The sequence below is a fragment of the Mesorhizobium sp. WSM4310 genome (assembly GCF_007003935.1).
In the GTDB taxonomy this organism is placed as follows: domain Bacteria; phylum Pseudomonadota; class Alphaproteobacteria; order Rhizobiales; family Rhizobiaceae; genus Mesorhizobium.
The window spans coordinates 74,295-90,330 of the sequence record NZ_VFTA01000011.1; the positions used below are offsets into that span (position 1 = coordinate 74,295).

Here is a 16,036-nt window from a genome sequence, read left to right on the forward strand (position 1 = left end):
TCACGCTATGTCAACGGCCGGATCGAACCGAACGGTTCAGTATTATTACTTTAGAGAGATGTCATGTCCTCGAACGCGCCCAGCACTGCCGAAGTCCGCCCTTTCCCCAACGCCAAGGTCGCTCCGGCGACGGAAGCACCGGAAATTCCCGTCCTGCCGGTGGCACCGCCGCCGGCGGCTGAAGCTCCGGCCAAGAAGCAGCGCTCGGTGCGCTCCTTCCTGCTGCCGATCATCGGCCTTGCCCTCCTGAGCGGCGGCGCATGGTACGGCTATGACTACTGGACCACGGGCCGTTTCATGATCTCGACCGACGATGCCTATGTCCAGGCCGACATGGCGTTCGTTTCGCCCAAGATCTCCGGCTATGTCGACCAGGTCAAGGTCAGCGAGAACCAGCTGGTCAAGGCCGGCGATCCGCTGCTGACGATCGACGATGGCGACTACAAGATCGCCGTCGCCCAGACCGAGGCGCAGATCGCCACGCTGGCCAAGACGCTCGACCGCATCGACGCGCAGACCAAGGCAGCACAGGCGTCCCTGCAACAGGCCCAGGCGCAGAAGGTCGCCGACCGGGCCGCTGCCGACAACGCCGCCCGTGCCCAGCAGCGCGCCGCACAGCTGGTCAAGACCCATGTCGGTACGCAGGCGCAACTGGACGACGCGCAGACCGCGCTCGACCAGGCCAATGCAGCGCTGGTTGGCGCCGATGCGCAGATCGCCGCCGCGCAGGCCAATATCGGCGTGTTCGAGGCGCAGCGCGCCGAGTCCGCGAGCACGCTCGCTTCGCTGCAGCTCAGCCGCGACAAGGCCGCGCGCGACCTGTCCTTCACCGTGCTCAAGGCGCCTTATGACGGCGTCGTCGGCAACCGTTCCGTCGAGCAGGGCGACCTCGTCAGCCCTGGCCAGAAGCTCGCCGTCGTCGTGCCGTTGGACAAGCTCTACATCGTCGCCAACTTCAAGGAGACGCAGCTTGCCCGCCTGGTTCCCGGCGAAAAGGTCAACATCTCGGTCGACGCCATAGACGGCCATCCCATCCAGGGAACCGTCTCGTCGCTCGCTCCTGCCTCAGGCGCGGTCTTCTCGCTGCTGCCGCCGGAAAACGCCACCGGCAACTTCACCAAGGTTGTGCAGCGCGTCCCGGTCCGCATCGACGTGCCGGCCGATGCCCTGAAGGCCGGCAAGCTGCGTGCTGGCTTGAGCGTTGTCGTCAACGTCGACAGCCGCACCGCACCTGCCGCGACGACCAACTAAGCGCTTTCGGAGGGCGGCTCGGCGGCTGATGAAGCGCTGGGCCGCCCGGCCTGCCTCAAGGAGGCCCATGAAATGGCAACCGCAACCATCACCGCAGGAGCGCCGCCGGCAAGGCCGGCGGTTCCTGACACCATCTCCACGCGCCGCGTCATCGCCTTCCTGGCGATGGTGTTCGGCATGTTCATGGCGATCCTGGACATCCAGATCGTCTCCGCTTCGCTGGCCGAAATCCAGGCGGGCCTCAGCGCCAGCTCCGACGAAATTCCGTGGGTGCAGACGGCCTATCTGATCGCCGAGGTGGTCATGATCCCGCTGTCGGGCTTCCTCAGCCGGATGCTGTCGACGCGCGTGCTGTTCACCATCGCCGCTGCCGGCTTCACCGCGGCCAGCGCGCTTGCCGCGACCGCCACCAACATCGACCAGATGATCGTCTACCGCGCCGTGCAAGGCTTCATCGGCGGCGGCATGATCCCGAGCGTCTTTGCCGCGGCCTTTACCATCTTTCCGCCCTCCAAGCGCGCCGTCGTCTCGCCGATGATCGGTCTGGTGGCGACGCTGGCGCCGACCATCGGCCCGACCGTCGGCGGCTATATCAGTCACGCCTTTTCATGGCACTGGCTGTTCCTGGTCAATGTCGTGCCCGGCATCCTGGTGGCGACCGCCGCCTGGTCGCTGATCGATTTCGACAAGCCCAATCTCAAGCTGTTCAACAAGTTCGACTGGTGGGGCCTCGCCGGCATGGCGGCCTTCCTCGGCTGCATGGAATATGTGCTGGAAGAGGGTCCGAACAATGACTGGCTGCAGGACCAGGGCGTGTTCATCTGCGCCATCGTCATGAGCATCGGCGCGGTGATCTTCTTCTGGCGTGTCTTCACCGCCGAGGAGCCGATCGTCGATCTCAGGGCCTTCAGCAACGTCAACTTTGCCTTCGGCTCGCTGTTTTCCTTCGTCATCGGCATCGGCCTCTACGGCCTGACCTATCTCTATCCGGTCTTCCTCGGCCGTATCCGCGGCTATGATTCGATGATGATCGGCGAGGCGCTGTTCGTCAGCGGCCTGGCGATGTTCGTCACCGCGCCGATCTCCGGCATCCTGTCGAGCAAGATGGATTTGCGGCTGATGATGATGATCGGCTTCTTCGGCTTCGCCACCGGCACCTGGTGGATGACGCATCTGACCGCCGACTGGGATTTCTACGAGTTGCTCATCCCGCAGATCCTGCGCGGCTGTTCGATGATGCTGTGCATGGTGCCGATCAACAACATCGCGCTCGGCACCTTGCCGCCCGACCGGCTGAAGAACGCGTCCGGCCTGTTCAACCTCACCCGCAACCTCGGCGGTGCCGTCGGCCTTGCCCTCATCAACACCGTGCTGATCGACCGCAACGCCTTCCACTATGCGAGGCTGGCCGAGCATGTGCAGTGGGGCAGTGCCGCCGCGCAGACCAAGCTGCAGAACATGACGCTGAACTTCGAGCAGACATCAGGCCTCGACGCGGCCGGTGCGGCGATCTCCAAGCTGTCGGGCATGGTCCATCAGCAGGCGGCGCTGCTGTCCTTCATGGACGTGTTCTACATGCTGACGGTGCTGTTCGCGACGCTCGGCCTGTTCACCATGCTGATCAACAAGCCGGCCGCGCCCAGTGGAGGTGGGGGCGGCGGGCACTAAGCAATTCCAGGAAAAGTGTGAAGCGGTTTTCCGTCAGGAATTGCGCCAAAACAGAATAACCAACACGTGGGCAGCGGTTTCGGGAAGTTCCTCCAGTCCACGCCCGAAAAGCTCTGACCGCGCAAAAAAACTCCGGGCCGCAAGACCCGGAGTTTTTCGTTTCCGGTCTAACTCGTCAGGCCGTGGCCGGCTTGAAGGTCAGTGCCACGCCGTTGATGCAGTGGCGCAGGCCGGTCGGCGCCGGACCGTCGTCGAAGACATGGCCGAGATGACCGCCGCAGCGGCGGCAATGCACCTCGGTGCGGGTCATGCCGAGCGACCTGTCCTCGGTCTTGCCGATGCCGTTGGCGATCTCCTGCCAGAAGCTCGGCCAGCCGGTGCCGGAATCGAATTTCGTCTCAGAGGGGTAGACCGGCAGGTCGCAGCCTGCGCAGGCGAAAATGCCCTTGCGGTGCTCGTTGAGCAGCGGGCTAGTGCCCGGATATTCCGTGCCTTGCTTGCGCAGCACGTCGAAAGCGGCGGGCGACAATATGGCTTTCCACTCGTCGTCCGTCTTGGTGATCTCGAACTTCTCGGCCGCCAGCGCGGGCTGCGGAGTGCCCATGCGCAGCATGGTCGCGGCGGCTCCGACGACGCCAATGGCGGCGGCCCCGCTCAAAAGAAAGTCGCGACGGTTCATGACCAGTTCCTCCGGTTGTCCTTTTGCCAAACTATACCGCCACGCCAAAATCAAAAGCCGGTGACGGTTGCCCCAAACGACACTCCGCGCCGTTCCATGGTTGACCATGCGCGGCGCGGAGCGTGCGCGTCGATTGCGGATCACGGGAGCGGGATGACGCAATCGGCGGAGAGCTCTTGCCGCAGGTTCGTCCGCGGCAAGCCCCTTGTTACATCTTCGGCAAAAGAACCTTGTCGATGACGTGGATGACGCCGTTGGACTGCTCGACATCGGCGATCGTCACATTGGCGACATTGCCGTTCTCGTCGGTGACGGTGACCTTGCCGCCCTCGGCCTTCAGCGACAGCTCGCAGCCGCCGACCGTCTTGACCTTGTGCGTGCCGCCGTCAGCCTTGGCCATCGAGGCCACATCCGCCGCCATCGCCTTGGCGCCGATGACATGGCAGGTCAGGACCTTGGTCAGCTTGTCCTTGTTCTCGGGCTTGAGCAGCGTGTCGACCGTGCCGGCCGGCAGTGCCGCGAAGGCCTCGTTGGTCGGCGCGAAGACGGTGAACGGACCGGCGCCCTGCAGCGTCTCGACCAGGCCAGCGGCCTTGACGGCGGCGACCAGCGTGGTGTGATCCTTCGACTTCACGGCGTTCTCGACGATGTTCTTCTGGGCATACATGGCGGCGCCGCCAACCATCGGGTTTTCGGCATAGGCCGCGGTGGCAAGAGCGGAAATAGCGATCGTACCGGCAAGCAAAAGGGTGGCATATCTACGCATGATGTTCAAACTCCTCGGGTTTCTCTTCCCATTTGTGGGAACGCGAGGAGATACGGCACACAAACGCACGAGTTTCAGAATATTCTCAGATTTTTGATTTTTTCGCTCGGGCAAAGAGATCTGCTGGCGTACCTTCTTGCCGGCACGCACACCTGTTCCAGGCATGTGTTACATAAGATATATTGGGAACATTCCGGAGACGGCTTCGCTGCGATATGCAGCAGGTCAGATGCCCTTCAGGTCGCCAGCGGCAACCACCGGTCCGGTCGGTTCTCCCGTCGGCGAGCCGCCGGCCGGTTCCAGGCTAACGGCCAGCACCGCGCCCTGCGCCAGCTTCTGCTGCGTGGCGGGCGAGACCCCGATATGCGCGGTCGCGCCGGCCGGGATGACGCCCATCGAGACCGGAGCGTTCTTGCCCTCGATCATCCAAAGTTCGAAGTCCTTGCCGGAAGCGAGCGTGCCGGAAACATGCGAAAGGCTGACGTCATGCCGCTCGGAATCATAGACGGCGAGATATTTTACATCGCTGCCGTCGGCCGCCAGCGAGGCGACAAGCCGCGCCTGCGGCTGTTCGGCCGGCCGATTGACATAGGGCACGGCGATATAGAGCGCCAGGGCCGCGACCGCAGCCACGGCAAGGCCGCGCCAGAAGGCGAGGCTGGACCACAGGCCGGCGCGTGCCTCGGCCGATGTGGCCGCGCTCGATGCGAACAGCCGGCGGTCGACGGCGGCTTTCACCGAAGGCGGCGGCTCGACCTCCGCATAGGTTGATGCCAACGGCGAGAGGCGTACCTCCCAGCCATCGACGAGCCGCGCGAAATCGGTCTCGCTGTCGATGCGCCTGGAGGCGATCTGCCGCTCTTCCACCGGCAGAACACCGAGAACGTATTCGGCGGCGAACAGGTCGTCGCCTCCACGTTCCGGTCCATTGTCCTCTGCCAGTGTCATCGTTCCAGACATTCTCTCAGTTTCATCAGGCTACGGCGCAGCCAGGTACGCATCGTGTTCAGCGGCACGCCGTGGCGCTCCGCCAGTTCGGCATAGCTTTCGCCTTTGAGATAAGCGCCCCGGACGGCCGCCGCCCGGTCCTTCTCCAGCTCCTCGAGACAATGATGGATGCGTACGGATTCGTCGCCCGCCACCACCATCGCTTCAGGTCCCGGTGCCGGATCGGCCACGTCAAGCGCGGCATCGATATCGGCGGCAGGCTTGCGCCGCGCCCTGACGCGATCGATCGCGTGGTTGCGGGCGATTGCCACCAGCCAGGAGATCGGGCTCAGATCGGAGACGGCAAAACGATCCGCCTTCGTCCATATCTTGACGAAGACTTCCTGTAGCGCTTCTTCAGCATCTCCCCGGTCGTTCAATACACGAAGGCACACACCGAAAAGTTTCGCGCTGGTCTGCCGGTAGAGCAGATCGAACGCGGCCCGATCCTTCATCGAAGTCCGGACGATCAGCTTGGTGATGTCCTGCGGCGTCATGCGCGCCAAGTTAGGCGATTGCGTTGTATTTGCAACGCTGGAAATATTCGGTGCACCTAAAGTCCGGCGTCCTGGCGCAGGCTTCGATTGCCAAGGGATGAGCCGCTGGCTAGCTTGGCGGGGAACGGGGAAGCGCCGATGTCGGTCGAACGGATCCTGTGGCGAGAAGACGCGACCGGCCTCGCCGGTCTGGTGCGCAAGGGCGAGCTGTCGGCGATCGAGCTGACCGACGCGGCGATCGCGCGCGCCGAGGCCACAAGGCCTGACATCAATGCCACGGCCGAGCCGCTCTACGAGGCCGCGCGGGCGCGGGCGAAAACCATGGACCGCTCGCTGCCACTGGCCGGAGTGCCCTTTGCCATCAAGGACCTCGGCATCGCCGTCAAGGGTGTGCCCTCGCATGGCGGCAGCCGCATTCCGGCCTCGGTGCCCGACGTCAATTCGGTTATGACCGACCGCTACCTCGCCGCCGGGCTGATCCCGATCGTCACTTCGACATCGCCGGAGCACGGGCTGCGGCTGATGACTGAATCCAAGGCCTTCGGCATCACCCGCAATCCCTGGAACACCGGCCACACCAGTGGCGGCTCGTCGGGCGGCGCGGCGGCCCTGGTCGCTGCCGGCGTGGTGCCGGTGGCGCATGCCTCCGATGGCGGGGGCTCGATCCGTGTGCCTTCCGCCTGCACGGGCCTGGTCGGCCTCAAGACCTCGCGCGGACGCATCCCGCTGACGCCGCTGGTCAGCGAAAGCTGGTACGGCATGGTGGTCGATCATGCCGTCACCCGCTCGGTGCGCGATTGCGCGCTGCTGCTCGACCTCACCCACGGTCCCGACTCCCTGTCGCCCTATGCGGCACTGCCGCCGAAGGGCACATTCGCCGCCGCTGCCGCGCGTGATCCGGGCAAGCTCAGCCTGGCCGTCTACCGCAAGTCGCCGCTTGGCCTGCCGATCTCGGCCGAAACGATGAAAGCGCTCGACACCGCCGTGGCGCTTGCGCGCGAGGGCGGCCACACCGTCGTGGAGATCGACCTGCCGTTCATCGGCCGCGATTTCATGGCCGATTTCTGCAGTACGGTTGCTTCCGCCGTCGCCGGCATGCTGCGGGCCGAAGCGCTGCGCGTCGGCCGTTCCGTTACCGGCGACGTCGAGCGCGCCACCCGGGTGCTCGGCCGGTTGGGCGAAATGGTCTCTGCCGGCGAGATCTATGCCGGCCTGCAGCGGCTACACGCCGCCTCGCGCCGGATGATCGAGGAAACCGCGCACTATGATGCGGTGCTGATGCCTGTTATCGCGCACCCGCCGCTCGCCTGCGGCGCCATGGACCCGAAAGGCGCCGACGAGCTGATCGAAAACCTGCTCGACAAGCTTCATCTGACGCCTTTGCTGAAGCTCAAGCCACTGTTCGGCCAGCTGATGGACAAGAGCCTTCTGTTCACGCACTGGCCGGCGATCCACAATGTCAGCGGCCAGCCGTCGATCGCGCTGCCCGTCCATGTCACCGAGGCCGGCCTGCCGCTTGGCATCCAGGCCGCCGGGCGCCCGGGCGACGAGGAGACGCTTTTGTCCTTCGCCGCGCAGATGGAAAAGCTTTCGGGTTGGCTGAAACGGCGGGCGCCGCTGATGGTGCCGTCATGATGACGAGGCCGTGAACGCGGCGAATATGACAGCAATGCCATTTGCCCCCCGCGCCAATTCCCGCTAAGACGCCGCCGTCTTTACCTGATGCATGTCTCCCAAAAGTGCCCGGCGGTTTTGGGGCAACGACATGCACAAACCAAAAAGCCAGGGAACCGCCCGATGACGGACATCGCCGCCACCGCCGAAATGCAGGCCGCCCTGCTGTCTCGCGCTTTGCCCTACATGCAGCGCTACGAACACAAGACCGTCGTGGTGAAATATGGCGGCCACGCCATGGGCGACATCGAGCTCGGCAAGGCCTTCGCCCGCGACATCGCGCTGCTGAAGCAATCGGGCGTCAACCCGATCGTCGTTCATGGCGGCGGGCCGCAGATCGGCGCCATGCTGACCAAGATGGGCATCGAATCCAAATTCGAGGGCGGCTTGCGCGTCACCGACCAGAAGACGGTCGAGATCGTCGAGATGGTGCTGGCCGGCTCGATCAACAAAGAGATCGTCGCGCTGATCAACGCCGAGGGCGAATGGGCGATCGGCCTCTGCGGCAAGGACGGCAACATGGTGTTCGCCGAAAAGGCGCGCAAGACCATGATCGATCCCGATTCCAACATCGAGCGCGTGCTCGATCTCGGCTTCGTCGGCGAGCCGGTCGAGGTCGACCGCACGCTGCTCGACCTCCTGGCCCGCTCCGAAATGATCCCGGTGCTGGCGCCGGTGGCGCCCGGGCGCGACGGCCATACCTATAACATCAATGCCGACACTTTCGCTGGCGCCATCGCCGGCGCCTGCAAGGCCTCGCGCCTTTTGTTCCTCACCGACGTGCCCGGCGTGCTCGACAAGAACAAGAAGCTGATCGACGAATTGACCGTCGCCGAGGCCAGGGCGCTGATCAAGGACGGCACGGTCTCCGGCGGCATGATCCCCAAGGTCGAGACCTGCATCGAGGCGATCGAGCGCGGCGTCGAAGGCGTCGTCATCCTCAACGGCAAGACGCCGCATGCGGTGCTGCTCGAACTCTTCACCGAACACGGCGCCGGCACGCTGATCGTGCCTTGAGCAGCACGCTCGTCGCTCCCGCTCAGCCGATCAGGCGGGTTGCGGAAGGCGCGCGATGACCTTTATCTCGAAGTCGAAGCCCGCCAGCCAGTTCACGCCCACCGCGGTCCAGTTCGTGTAGGGCGGTTCGCCGAACACCTTCAGTCGGACGGCGTCGATCGCCTGCCACTGCGCGGCGGGATCGGTGTGGAATGTGGTGACGTCGACAATGTCGTCGAACGTGCAGCCTGCGGCCTTCAGTACGGCCGCGAGGTTGTCGAAGGCAAGCTGGACCTGCTTTTCGAAGACAGGCTCGGGTGACCCGTCCTCGCGGCTGCCCACTTGCCCTGAGACGAACAGAAGGTCTCCCGAGCGGATCGCCGCCGAATAGCGGTTGATGTCATAGAGAGCCTGCCGACCGGCAGGGAAGATCGCGTCACGTTTGGTCATTTTCACTCCGTTCAAACAAAGGCAGGCCCGATCTCCCGACGATCGCGACCTGCGCTCCACTGTCCGGGGCAATTTACATACGCCCCGTATGCCGAATGTGGGTGCATACGCGGCGTATGTCAATATTGATACGCTGCGTATTTTTGTGAGAGTGGCAAGCCGGTCAGGCGCCCGGCGAAATCGCGGCGGCAGCTTCGGCCGGCTTGCGCGGTGGACGTGCGACGATCATCGATTCCTCCTCGGCGTCCTGCGGCGCGCCCCAGAATTCGGCAAGCGTCGGGCCGTCCTTCACCCTGATGTCTCGGACCAGGAAACCCCAGACCTCGCGAAACCAGACCCGGCGGCCCATCCTGGTGTACCAGCGCATCGAATGCCGCTGCTCGGGGTCGGGGTGGAACAGGATGCGCGCCAGCGCCTTCGGCCGCGATTGCACGGCAAGCTCGATCAGCTTGACGCTGAAGAACAGCATCCACGGCTTCAGCCGTGTCATCTCCAGCACCTGGTGCTTGTAGTCCCACAGCCGGGCATCCTTCTGGATGACCTTGCGGTCGCGCGCGATGCGGAAGAACGGCGTCCAGCGATGCGGCGTCACATAGAGCGCCTGGATCTGGTCGGGGTCATAGGCGATGAGCTGGCGAAAACCGCGCCACAGGTCGCGAAACCCCTCATCCTCGAAGCCGGCCACCCACGTCGCCATCGACAATATGCCATGCTTTCGCAGCAGCCTTATCGCCTCGCGGTCGGACGAGGTGCTGCCGCCCTTGCGGATCAATTGCAGCGTCTGCTCGTCGGTGTTTTCCATGCCGAGCAGCCAGCGGATGACACCGGCCCTGCGGTAGAGATGCAGGATGTCGGCGTCGCGCACGATGTCGTCGGCACGCGTCGAGCCGACGATCAGCACCGGCACGTTCTCGGCGATCAGGGCGTCGAGAAAGGCCCGCCACGCCTTCTTCGAAACCGTCGGGTTTTCGTCGGCGAGATTGACCAGCTCGACGCCATGTTCGCGGTGCAGCCAGGCGATCTCTTGCGCGAACCTTTTTGGATCGCGATGCCGCCAGCGGGTCCAGAAGCCGCGCTGGCCGCAATAGTTGCACAGATGCGGACAGCCGCGCGAAAACTGCATCACCACGGCGCGCTTGCCGCCCCAGTAACTGTAGCGGCGGTGGTCGATCAGCTCCCAGCCGACGCGGTAGGCGTCGAGTTCGGCAATGGTCATGGCCGCCTGCGTGGCGAAGGGCCGGCGCAGATCGTCGCGAAAGGCGATGCCGGCGACGCTCGCCGGCGGCTGGTGCATTTCCAGCGCCTCGACCAGCGCCACCACGGTCGCTTCGCCCTCGCCGCGCACGATGAAGTCGAAGACGTCGGTCGCCGCCAGTATGTCGCGCCAGTGGTAGGTCGGGAAGACGCCGCCATAGATGATGATGGTCACCGGCTCGTGCTCCTTGATCATTTTGGCGATCAGCAAGGCGGTCGGGTGTGCCGAGGTCGAGCCGGAATGGCCGATCAGGACGAAGTCCGGGATGTCATCCAAGGCGTCGTCCATCACCTTGTCGAGCGGCATCGGTCCGAACTCGGCATCGACGAGGCGTACGTCGTGGCCGGCATCGATGAGCGGGCCGCCGATCGCCAGCAGTCCAAGCGGCGGCAGATGATCATCCGGCACCCGGCTGCCGATGGCGGTGTGCGGCGGATTGATCAGGACGATTTTCATGGCGGACCTCCGAGAGATTGGTCCGCGCATGCTGGCCGGCGATCTAGCCGCCCGATTGGCCCGTTTCAGCAGTTTGCGTGCAGCTTTTCCGCAGGAGCGCTGGAGATGGCGCTACTTCCTGAGATGCGCGAGCGGCACGTGGCCGGGGCCCTTGATGTTCTGCAGCACGAGCTGCGTGTGGACGTCGCGCACGCCGTCGAGCCGCATCAGCCGATGCATGACGAAGGCGTTGAGCTCGTCGACCGAAGGCACCATCACATGCAGCAGGAAGTCGTGGTCGCCGGTCATCGTCCAGCACGAGGACACCTCGTCCATGCGCTGCACCGCAGCAATGAATTTTTCCGGCGAGCCGTCGCTGTGGCTGACCAGGCGCACCTGGATGAACACCTCGACCATCAGGCCGACCGCGCGGCGGCTGATCACCGCGGCAAAGCCCTTGATGATGCCGGCATCCTGCAGCGCCTCGAAGCGCCGCGCGCATGGCGTCGTCGACAGGCCGATCTCTTGCGCCAGTTCGGAGACGGGCTTGCGCCCGTCGCGTTGCAGCACATCGAGCATCTTGATCTCGAAGTCGTCAAATTGAGGCATTTTCACTCCTCCGATCCGGATTGTGAGTGAATGTTATCCCGAATATCGCTGATGAGCCACCATCAGAACCAAATTGCCTCGGCAAATCCGGTTACCCTTCGGACACGTCTGCCATTGCAGATTTGCGAGGAGAAAAACCATGACGACGATGAGTGTTGCCGAATATGCCCGCGATTGCGCGGCGCAGGGGTTGCGCGGCGACTATTCGGTATGCCGTGCCGATTTCACCGTGGCCCAGGGCTATGACTACAGCGGCGAGGAACAGGCGGTGTGGCGCACATTGTGCGACCGCCAGACCAAGCTGACGCGCAAGCTCGCCCACCATTCCTATCTCGACGGTGTCGACAAACTCGGCCTGCTCGACCGCATTCCCGACTTCGAGGACGTCAGCACCAAGCTGCGCAAGCTGACCGGCTGGGAGATCGTTGCGGTGCCGGGCCTCATTCCCGCCGCCCCCTTCTTCGATCATCTCGCCAACCGCCGCTTCCCGGTCACCAACTGGCTGCGCACCAGGCAGGAGCTCGACTACATCGTCGAGCCGGACATGTTCCATGATTTCTTCGGCCACGTGCCGGTGCTATCGCAGCCGGTCTTCGCCGACTTCATGCAGATGTATGGCAAGAAGGCCGGCGACATCATCGCGCTCGGCGGTAACGAGATGATCACCCGGCTCTACTGGTACACGGCCGAATACGGCTTGATGCAGGATGCCGGCCAGCCGTTGAAGGCCTTTGGCGCCGGCCTGATGTCGTCCTTCACCGAATTGCAGTTCGCCGTCGAGGGCAAGGACGCCCACCATGTGCCTTTCGATCTCGAAACGGTGATGCGCACCGGCTACGAGATCGACAAGTTCCAGCGCGCCTATTTCGTGCTGCCATCCTTCGACGCCTTGCGCGATGCTTTCCAGACGGCCGATTTCGAGGCGATCGTCGCGCGCCGCAAGGACCAGCCGGCACTCGACCCGGCGACGGTCTAAAACACAAAGCGCGTCGCATGAATCCGTTTCAACGCGACGCGCTTTGGACGCTTTGATCCCGCTGGGCTATTGCATGGCGGCGGGGTTCATCCACAGGAGCTCCCAGACGTTGCCGTCGGGGTCTTCGATGTGGCGGTTGAACATGAAGCCGAGGTCCTGCGCGGGGTTGGGATCGGCGCGGCCGCCGGCCGCGACGCCCTTCTCGATCGTGGCATTGACCTCGTCCTTGCTGCCGGCGGTGAGCGCGATCAGCATCTGGCTGTCACGCCTGGCGTCGCCGATCTGGCGGGTTGTGAACTGGCCGTAATGCTGGTGCGTCAGCAACATCACGCCGATCGCGTCGGAGAACATGATCGAGCTCGCCTGGTCGTTCGAGAACTGCGGATTGAGCGTGCCGCCGATCGCGAGATAGAAGTTGGTCGCTGCCTGCAGATCGCGCACCGGCAGATTTATGAAGATCATCTTGGTCATCGGTCTAAGCCTTGCCTTCGTTGACAGGTACTAGTCAGTCCAGTACCGTTTCATGGCTACCATGAGAGAACGGTACCGTCTAGTACTGGTTGGAAGGGCGCAATGAAAACCGACGGTGAGACCAGATCGGCTCGCAAGGATCGTGAGATCATCCAGGCGGCCACGGCGGCGTTCATCAGCAAGGGTTATGACGGGACCAGCATGGAGGAAATCGCCACCAAGGCGGGGGCTTCCAAGCAGACCGTCTACAAGCATTTCACCGACAAGGAGACGCTGTTCGGCGAAGTCGTTCTGTCAACCGCTACCCAGGTCAATGACATCATCGAGGCCGTGACGACGCTGCTTTCCGAGGCGAAATTCATGGAAGGCGGCCTGCAGCAGCTTGCCCGACGCCTGATAGCGGTTCTCATGGATGAAGAGTTGTTGAAGCTGCGGCGCTTGATCATTGCCAACGCGGATCGAATGCCGCAGCTTGGCCGCGCTTGGTACGAAAAAGGTTTTGAGCGCATGCTTGCCTCGACGGCGTCCTGCTTTCAAAAGCTCACCAGTCGAGGATTGTTACAAACCAGCGATCCCTATCTGGCAGCCAGCCATCTTTTTGGGATGCTTCTTTGGATCCCCATGAATGAAGCCATGTTCACGGGCAGCAACCGGCGCTCCAAGGCCGAACTGGAACGGCACGCGGATGCCTCAGTGGAGGCATTTCTGGCCGTCTACGGGGCCCAGCCGAAATAGTGCCGTTCCCCGCCGACGTTTGCGACAACGCCGCCGACATACCGCACCCTATCATCCAGGGATGTCCGGCCCCTCGGCCTTCAGCCGTGCAAGCTGGGCACGCTGCAGGTCGAGCGCGGCGTTGACGAAGCGTGATATGGTCGCGAGCTCGGCGTCGCTGAAGGTGGCGATCACCTTTTCGCCCTCCTTGGCGATGGCGCCGTAATAGCGCGCCGACAGCTCCCGCGTCGCCTCGGTCGCTTCAATCACCACCTTGCGCCTGTCCTCGAGACTGCGCGTGCGCGTCAGCAGCCCGCGCGCCTCCAGCCGGTCGATCAGCGCCGTCACGGCGGCCGGCGTCAGGCCGGTCGCGGTCGCGATCGCGCCAGCCGATTGCGGGCCGCCATGGAGCAGCCCGATGCAATGGCGCTCGGCCATATTCAGCCCGAGCCTCATCCCCACCGCCTCGTCATAGGCCTGGGTGGCGTCCTGCCATTGCATCACGGCAACGCCGATCGCGGCCGCCATTTCGTCGCGATACTCGCTTGACGAATTTGTTTCGATCATCTAACTATCAATCCGTCTAACATTTAGACTATCGCAGCAATATGCGGCGGCAGTGCCGACAAGGCAAGGGCCGGCCGCCGACACGGAGTGAAAAATGAGCTCGATCGAACAACGTACCCCTCTCTCGCACGAAGACGAATTCAAATACGCCAAGCTGGCGATGGAATGGTACGGCTGGGGTTCCCCCATCGGCCTCGGCATCCTGCTCGTGGCGCTGGCCGCCGCGGCGGTGCTGGTGCGCATCGCCGTCTACGGCTTCTGAACTGGAGCATGATGCCGCACACCTGCCGGCGCCATCACTGGCGCCGGCTACCGTGGAATGTCAGACAGCGACCACCTTGCTCAGGTGATCTCCCAGCCGGCAGGCCAGCGCGGTGATCGTCGTCGTCGGGTTGGCTTGGCCGGATGTGCAGAACACCGAGGAACCGCCGACATAGAGATTGTCCATGCCGTGCACCTTGCCGTTGGCGTCCACCACGCTTCTGCTGATGTCGATGCCCATCCGCGTGCCGCCCATGTGATGGTGGCCGGCGGTCTCCTCGTCGGTCGGATAATCCTCGCTATTGGCAATCCAGTCCATGAGACGGACACGGCCGAGATTCTTCTCGATGAGCGTCGTGCCGAACAGCTTCAGGCCTTCGACAAGCGTGCGGCGCTCGAGCTCCGATTTCTTCCAGTGCAGCTCGATGCGCGGCACGCCGGCATGGTCGACATCGGTCTTGGACAGCTCGATCCGGTTGGAGGCCAGCGGCGCCTGTTCCCAGGCGACGTAGAGCTGCGCCGCGCAGCGCAGGTTCTGGCTGAGCCGATAGGCGACCCATTCGGCCATGTCGGGCGCCGTGCAGGCGAGGTCGGCAATCACATGTTTGACGCCGGCATAGGGCGTCTCGATCAGCCTGATGCCGAAATTCATGATCCGCAGGCGCTCCATCGCGGCAAGCGTCGGCGAGAAGAAGGCCTCGTTGACGGCATCCACTTCGAACTCGCCATAGTCGGCAAGAATGGCATTGCCGCCCTCGAAGGTCGGGTGTTCCATCCAGTAGCGGCCAAGTGCCGTGGCGTTCGGGACGACGCCGCCATTGGAACGCTGGTTCGACCACAGAAGCAGCCGCGAATTCTCCAGCCCGCCGGTGCAGACGATGAAATAGTCGGCGCTGAAGGCGCCCGCGTCCTGGCCGTTGGACCATAGTTTGGCGCCGGTCACCCGTTTGCCGTCGCCGGCAAGCTCGGTGGCATAGGTGTTGAGCACGACGGCGATGTTGCGGCTCTTGTCGAGCTCGTCGGCGAATTTCTCGCCGAAGCGCACCGCCGGGCTCTTGATCAGCTGCACCCAGCGAATGTCGTCCGAGATCGGCACATCAGGCCGGAAATCGGGAAGTTCGAGGATATCGTGCACCTCCGGCAGATAGGGCTCGATGTCGGTGCGGCGGATCGGCCAGCCTGTGTCGGGTGCCCAGGCCTTCGGCTCGAAATCCTGCTTGTCGAGCACGCGGCACCAGCCGGCCCAATGGTTGGAGCTGCCGCCCATATACCGCAGCCGGGTGATGTCGAGGTCGAAATAGAAATCGCCGACCGTGGTGCCGCGGTAGAAATCCTGCGACTCGTCGCTGAACTCGCGCGAGCCGGCCTCCAGCACCACGACGGGGATGCCGGCGGCGCCCAGCTTGCGGGCAATGGTGGTGCCGGCCGGACCCGAACCGAGGATGCAGACCTTGGGTTTGAAGTTGGCGGCGCGATACGCCTCATGACTGTCGAAGATCATGCCAGGTCGCTCCGCTTCAGGATCCAGCCATTGACCTCGACGATCTCATTCGGGTCGGCCGGTGACGGATCGGCCCTTGAAGGACCGGCACGGGCCGCGTCGGCTTCAGGCAGCTTGCGGAACAAGGACAAGGCAGGCAGGGCGATCAGCGCCTGCACGAGCGTGCGGCGCGACATTTTCTTGAAGAAGCTCATGCCGGGTCTCTCGGATAAGGGCCTCGATGCGCGCATGACATTCCCCAAACGGCACACGCATCGTCACAGACGCCAGTATCGTGCC

The 16,036-nt window shown here is 63.8% G+C and carries 18 protein-coding genes; 7 read left to right on the forward strand and 11 right to left on the reverse strand.

Annotation, left to right across the window (positions count from 1 at the left end):
• Window positions 1–63: 63 nt before the first annotated feature.
• Both FJV80_RS14345 and FJV80_RS14350 read left to right on the forward strand, forming a co-directional pair.
• The gene (locus FJV80_RS14345; RefSeq protein ID WP_142876724.1) at window positions 64–1,251 is read left to right on the forward strand and encodes an HlyD family secretion protein; all 1,188 of its coding nucleotides are present in this window, start codon (window positions 64–66) and stop codon (window positions 1,249–1,251) included.
• 72 nt (window positions 1,252–1,323) lie between these two features.
• Entirely contained in the window at window positions 1,324–2,919 is a 1,596-nt protein-coding gene (locus tag FJV80_RS14350; protein WP_142876725.1) for a DHA2 family efflux MFS transporter permease subunit, read from the forward strand.
• A 175-nt stretch (window positions 2,920–3,094) separates the two neighbouring features.
• Here the strand turns inward: FJV80_RS14350 and msrB are convergent, their stop codons facing one another.
• From msrB to FJV80_RS14370, 4 genes are all read right to left on the reverse strand, one after another.
• Window positions 3,095–3,598: a peptide-methionine (R)-S-oxide reductase MsrB gene (gene msrB, locus FJV80_RS14355; RefSeq protein WP_095773270.1), complete on the reverse strand. Its 504-nt coding sequence runs from the start codon at window positions 3,596–3,598 to the stop codon at window positions 3,095–3,097.
• A gap of 208 nt (window positions 3,599–3,806) precedes the next feature.
• On the reverse strand, window positions 3,807–4,364 hold the full coding sequence (locus FJV80_RS14360; RefSeq protein WP_095773439.1) for a fasciclin domain-containing protein: 558 nt from the start codon (window positions 4,362–4,364) through the stop codon (window positions 3,807–3,809).
• A gap of 225 nt (window positions 4,365–4,589) precedes the next feature.
• Window positions 4,590–5,312: an anti-sigma factor gene (locus tag FJV80_RS14365; protein ID WP_142876774.1), complete on the reverse strand. Its 723-nt coding sequence runs from the start codon at window positions 5,310–5,312 to the stop codon at window positions 4,590–4,592.
• Window positions 5,309–5,848 (reverse strand): sigma-70 family RNA polymerase sigma factor, encoded by a 540-nt coding sequence (locus FJV80_RS14370; RefSeq protein ID WP_095788500.1) that lies wholly within the window; start codon window positions 5,846–5,848, stop codon window positions 5,309–5,311. Before FJV80_RS14370 ends, FJV80_RS14365 begins: the two co-directional genes overlap by 4 nt.
• Window positions 5,849–5,986: 138 nt before the next feature.
• Between FJV80_RS14370 and FJV80_RS14375 the strand changes: the two genes are divergently transcribed.
• Together FJV80_RS14375 and argB are read left to right on the forward strand one after the other, a co-directional pair.
• Window positions 5,987–7,483 carry an amidase gene (locus FJV80_RS14375; protein ID WP_142876726.1) on the forward strand — a complete coding sequence of 499 codons (1,497 nt, stop codon included), beginning with the start codon at window positions 5,987–5,989 and terminating at the stop codon, window positions 7,481–7,483.
• Between the two features lie 162 nt (window positions 7,484–7,645).
• On the forward strand, window positions 7,646–8,539 hold the full coding sequence (gene argB, locus FJV80_RS14380; RefSeq protein ID WP_038651183.1) for an acetylglutamate kinase: 894 nt from the start codon (window positions 7,646–7,648) through the stop codon (window positions 8,537–8,539).
• A gap of 30 nt (window positions 8,540–8,569) precedes the next feature.
• Here argB and FJV80_RS14385 read toward each other — a convergent pair whose 3' ends face one another.
• From FJV80_RS14385 to FJV80_RS14395, 3 genes are all read right to left on the reverse strand, one after another.
• Window positions 8,570–8,968 carry a RidA family protein gene (locus tag FJV80_RS14385; protein ID WP_010912737.1) on the reverse strand — a complete coding sequence of 133 codons (399 nt, stop codon included), beginning with the start codon at window positions 8,966–8,968 and terminating at the stop codon, window positions 8,570–8,572.
• Window positions 8,969–9,131: 163 nt separating this feature from the next.
• Complete coding sequence (bchE, locus tag FJV80_RS14390) at window positions 9,132–10,679, reverse strand: magnesium-protoporphyrin IX monomethyl ester anaerobic oxidative cyclase (RefSeq protein WP_142876727.1); 1,548 nt, start codon at window positions 10,677–10,679, stop codon at window positions 9,132–9,134.
• A 111-nt stretch (window positions 10,680–10,790) separates the two neighbouring features.
• Window positions 10,791–11,267, reverse strand: coding sequence for an Lrp/AsnC family transcriptional regulator (locus FJV80_RS14395; protein ID WP_095788497.1), 477 nt, complete (start codon window positions 11,265–11,267; stop codon window positions 10,791–10,793).
• A gap of 139 nt (window positions 11,268–11,406) precedes the next feature.
• Between FJV80_RS14395 and phhA the strand changes: the two genes are divergently transcribed.
• On the forward strand, window positions 11,407–12,243 hold the full coding sequence (gene phhA / locus FJV80_RS14400; protein ID WP_142876728.1) for a phenylalanine 4-monooxygenase: 837 nt from the start codon (window positions 11,407–11,409) through the stop codon (window positions 12,241–12,243).
• 66 nt (window positions 12,244–12,309) lie between these two features.
• Here the strand turns inward: phhA and FJV80_RS14405 are convergent, their stop codons facing one another.
• Window positions 12,310–12,714 carry a VOC family protein gene (locus FJV80_RS14405; RefSeq protein ID WP_095773263.1) on the reverse strand — a complete coding sequence of 135 codons (405 nt, stop codon included), beginning with the start codon at window positions 12,712–12,714 and terminating at the stop codon, window positions 12,310–12,312.
• A gap of 102 nt (window positions 12,715–12,816) precedes the next feature.
• Here FJV80_RS14405 and FJV80_RS14410 point away from each other — a divergent pair, with 102 nt between their 5' ends.
• Window positions 12,817–13,449, forward strand: coding sequence for a TetR/AcrR family transcriptional regulator (locus FJV80_RS14410; protein ID WP_142876729.1), 633 nt, complete (start codon window positions 12,817–12,819; stop codon window positions 13,447–13,449).
• A 51-nt stretch (window positions 13,450–13,500) separates the two neighbouring features.
• On the opposite strand, the gene FJV80_RS14415 is transcribed toward FJV80_RS14410, so the two are convergent.
• On the reverse strand, window positions 13,501–13,995 hold the full coding sequence (locus FJV80_RS14415) for a MarR family transcriptional regulator (protein ID WP_142876730.1): 495 nt from the start codon (window positions 13,993–13,995) through the stop codon (window positions 13,501–13,503).
• 94 nt (window positions 13,996–14,089) lie between these two features.
• On the opposite strand from FJV80_RS14415, the gene FJV80_RS34545 reads away from it, so the two are divergent.
• Window positions 14,090–14,257, forward strand: coding sequence for a hypothetical protein (locus FJV80_RS34545; RefSeq protein ID WP_179295942.1), 168 nt, complete (start codon window positions 14,090–14,092; stop codon window positions 14,255–14,257).
• Between the two features lie 60 nt (window positions 14,258–14,317).
• On the opposite strand, the gene FJV80_RS14420 is transcribed toward FJV80_RS34545, so the two are convergent.
• Together FJV80_RS14420 and FJV80_RS14425 are read right to left on the reverse strand one after the other, a co-directional pair.
• Complete coding sequence (locus tag FJV80_RS14420) at window positions 14,318–15,757, reverse strand: GMC family oxidoreductase (protein ID WP_142876731.1); 1,440 nt, start codon at window positions 15,755–15,757, stop codon at window positions 14,318–14,320.
• A complete protein-coding gene (locus FJV80_RS14425) occupies window positions 15,754–15,951 on the reverse strand; it encodes a hypothetical protein (protein WP_095773259.1) in 198 nt (65 codons plus the stop codon). Before FJV80_RS14425 ends, FJV80_RS14420 begins: the two co-directional genes overlap by 4 nt.
• Window positions 15,952–16,036 lie beyond the last annotated feature (85 nt).

Bases quoted from the DNA above. Each gene is read 5' to 3' on its own strand.
- FJV80_RS14345 (WP_142876724.1), top strand. From the start codon at position 64: ATGTCCTCGAACGCGCCCAGCACTGCCGAAGTCCGCCCTTTCCCCAAC.
- FJV80_RS14350 (WP_142876725.1), top strand. From the start codon at position 1,324: ATGGCAACCGCAACCATCACCGCAGGAGCGCCGCCGGCAAGGCCGGCG.
- msrB (WP_095773270.1), bottom strand. From the start codon at position 3,598: ATGAACCGTCGCGACTTTCTTTTGAGCGGGGCCGCCGCCATTGGCGTC.
- FJV80_RS14360 (WP_095773439.1), bottom strand. From the start codon at position 4,364: ATGCGTAGATATGCCACCCTTTTGCTTGCCGGTACGATCGCTATTTCC.
- FJV80_RS14365 (WP_142876774.1), bottom strand. From the start codon at position 5,312: ATGACACTGGCAGAGGACAATGGACCGGAACGTGGAGGCGACGACCTG.
- FJV80_RS14370 (WP_095788500.1), bottom strand. From the start codon at position 5,848: ATGACGCCGCAGGACATCACCAAGCTGATCGTCCGGACTTCGATGAAG.
- FJV80_RS14375 (WP_142876726.1), top strand. From the start codon at position 5,987: ATGTCGGTCGAACGGATCCTGTGGCGAGAAGACGCGACCGGCCTCGCC.
- argB (WP_038651183.1), top strand. From the start codon at position 7,646: ATGACGGACATCGCCGCCACCGCCGAAATGCAGGCCGCCCTGCTGTCT.
- FJV80_RS14385 (WP_010912737.1), bottom strand. From the start codon at position 8,968: ATGACCAAACGTGACGCGATCTTCCCTGCCGGTCGGCAGGCTCTCTAT.
- bchE (WP_142876727.1), bottom strand. From the start codon at position 10,679: ATGAAAATCGTCCTGATCAATCCGCCGCACACCGCCATCGGCAGCCGG.
- FJV80_RS14395 (WP_095788497.1), bottom strand. From the start codon at position 11,267: ATGCCTCAATTTGACGACTTCGAGATCAAGATGCTCGATGTGCTGCAA.
- phhA (WP_142876728.1), top strand. From the start codon at position 11,407: ATGACGACGATGAGTGTTGCCGAATATGCCCGCGATTGCGCGGCGCAG.
- FJV80_RS14405 (WP_095773263.1), bottom strand. From the start codon at position 12,714: ATGACCAAGATGATCTTCATAAATCTGCCGGTGCGCGATCTGCAGGCA.
- FJV80_RS14410 (WP_142876729.1), top strand. From the start codon at position 12,817: ATGAAAACCGACGGTGAGACCAGATCGGCTCGCAAGGATCGTGAGATC.
- FJV80_RS14415 (WP_142876730.1), bottom strand. From the start codon at position 13,995: ATGATCGAAACAAATTCGTCAAGCGAGTATCGCGACGAAATGGCGGCC.
- FJV80_RS34545 (WP_179295942.1), top strand. From the start codon at position 14,090: ATGAGCTCGATCGAACAACGTACCCCTCTCTCGCACGAAGACGAATTC.
- FJV80_RS14420 (WP_142876731.1), bottom strand. From the start codon at position 15,757: ATGATCTTCGACAGTCATGAGGCGTATCGCGCCGCCAACTTCAAACCC.
- FJV80_RS14425 (WP_095773259.1), bottom strand. From the start codon at position 15,951: ATGAGCTTCTTCAAGAAAATGTCGCGCCGCACGCTCGTGCAGGCGCTG.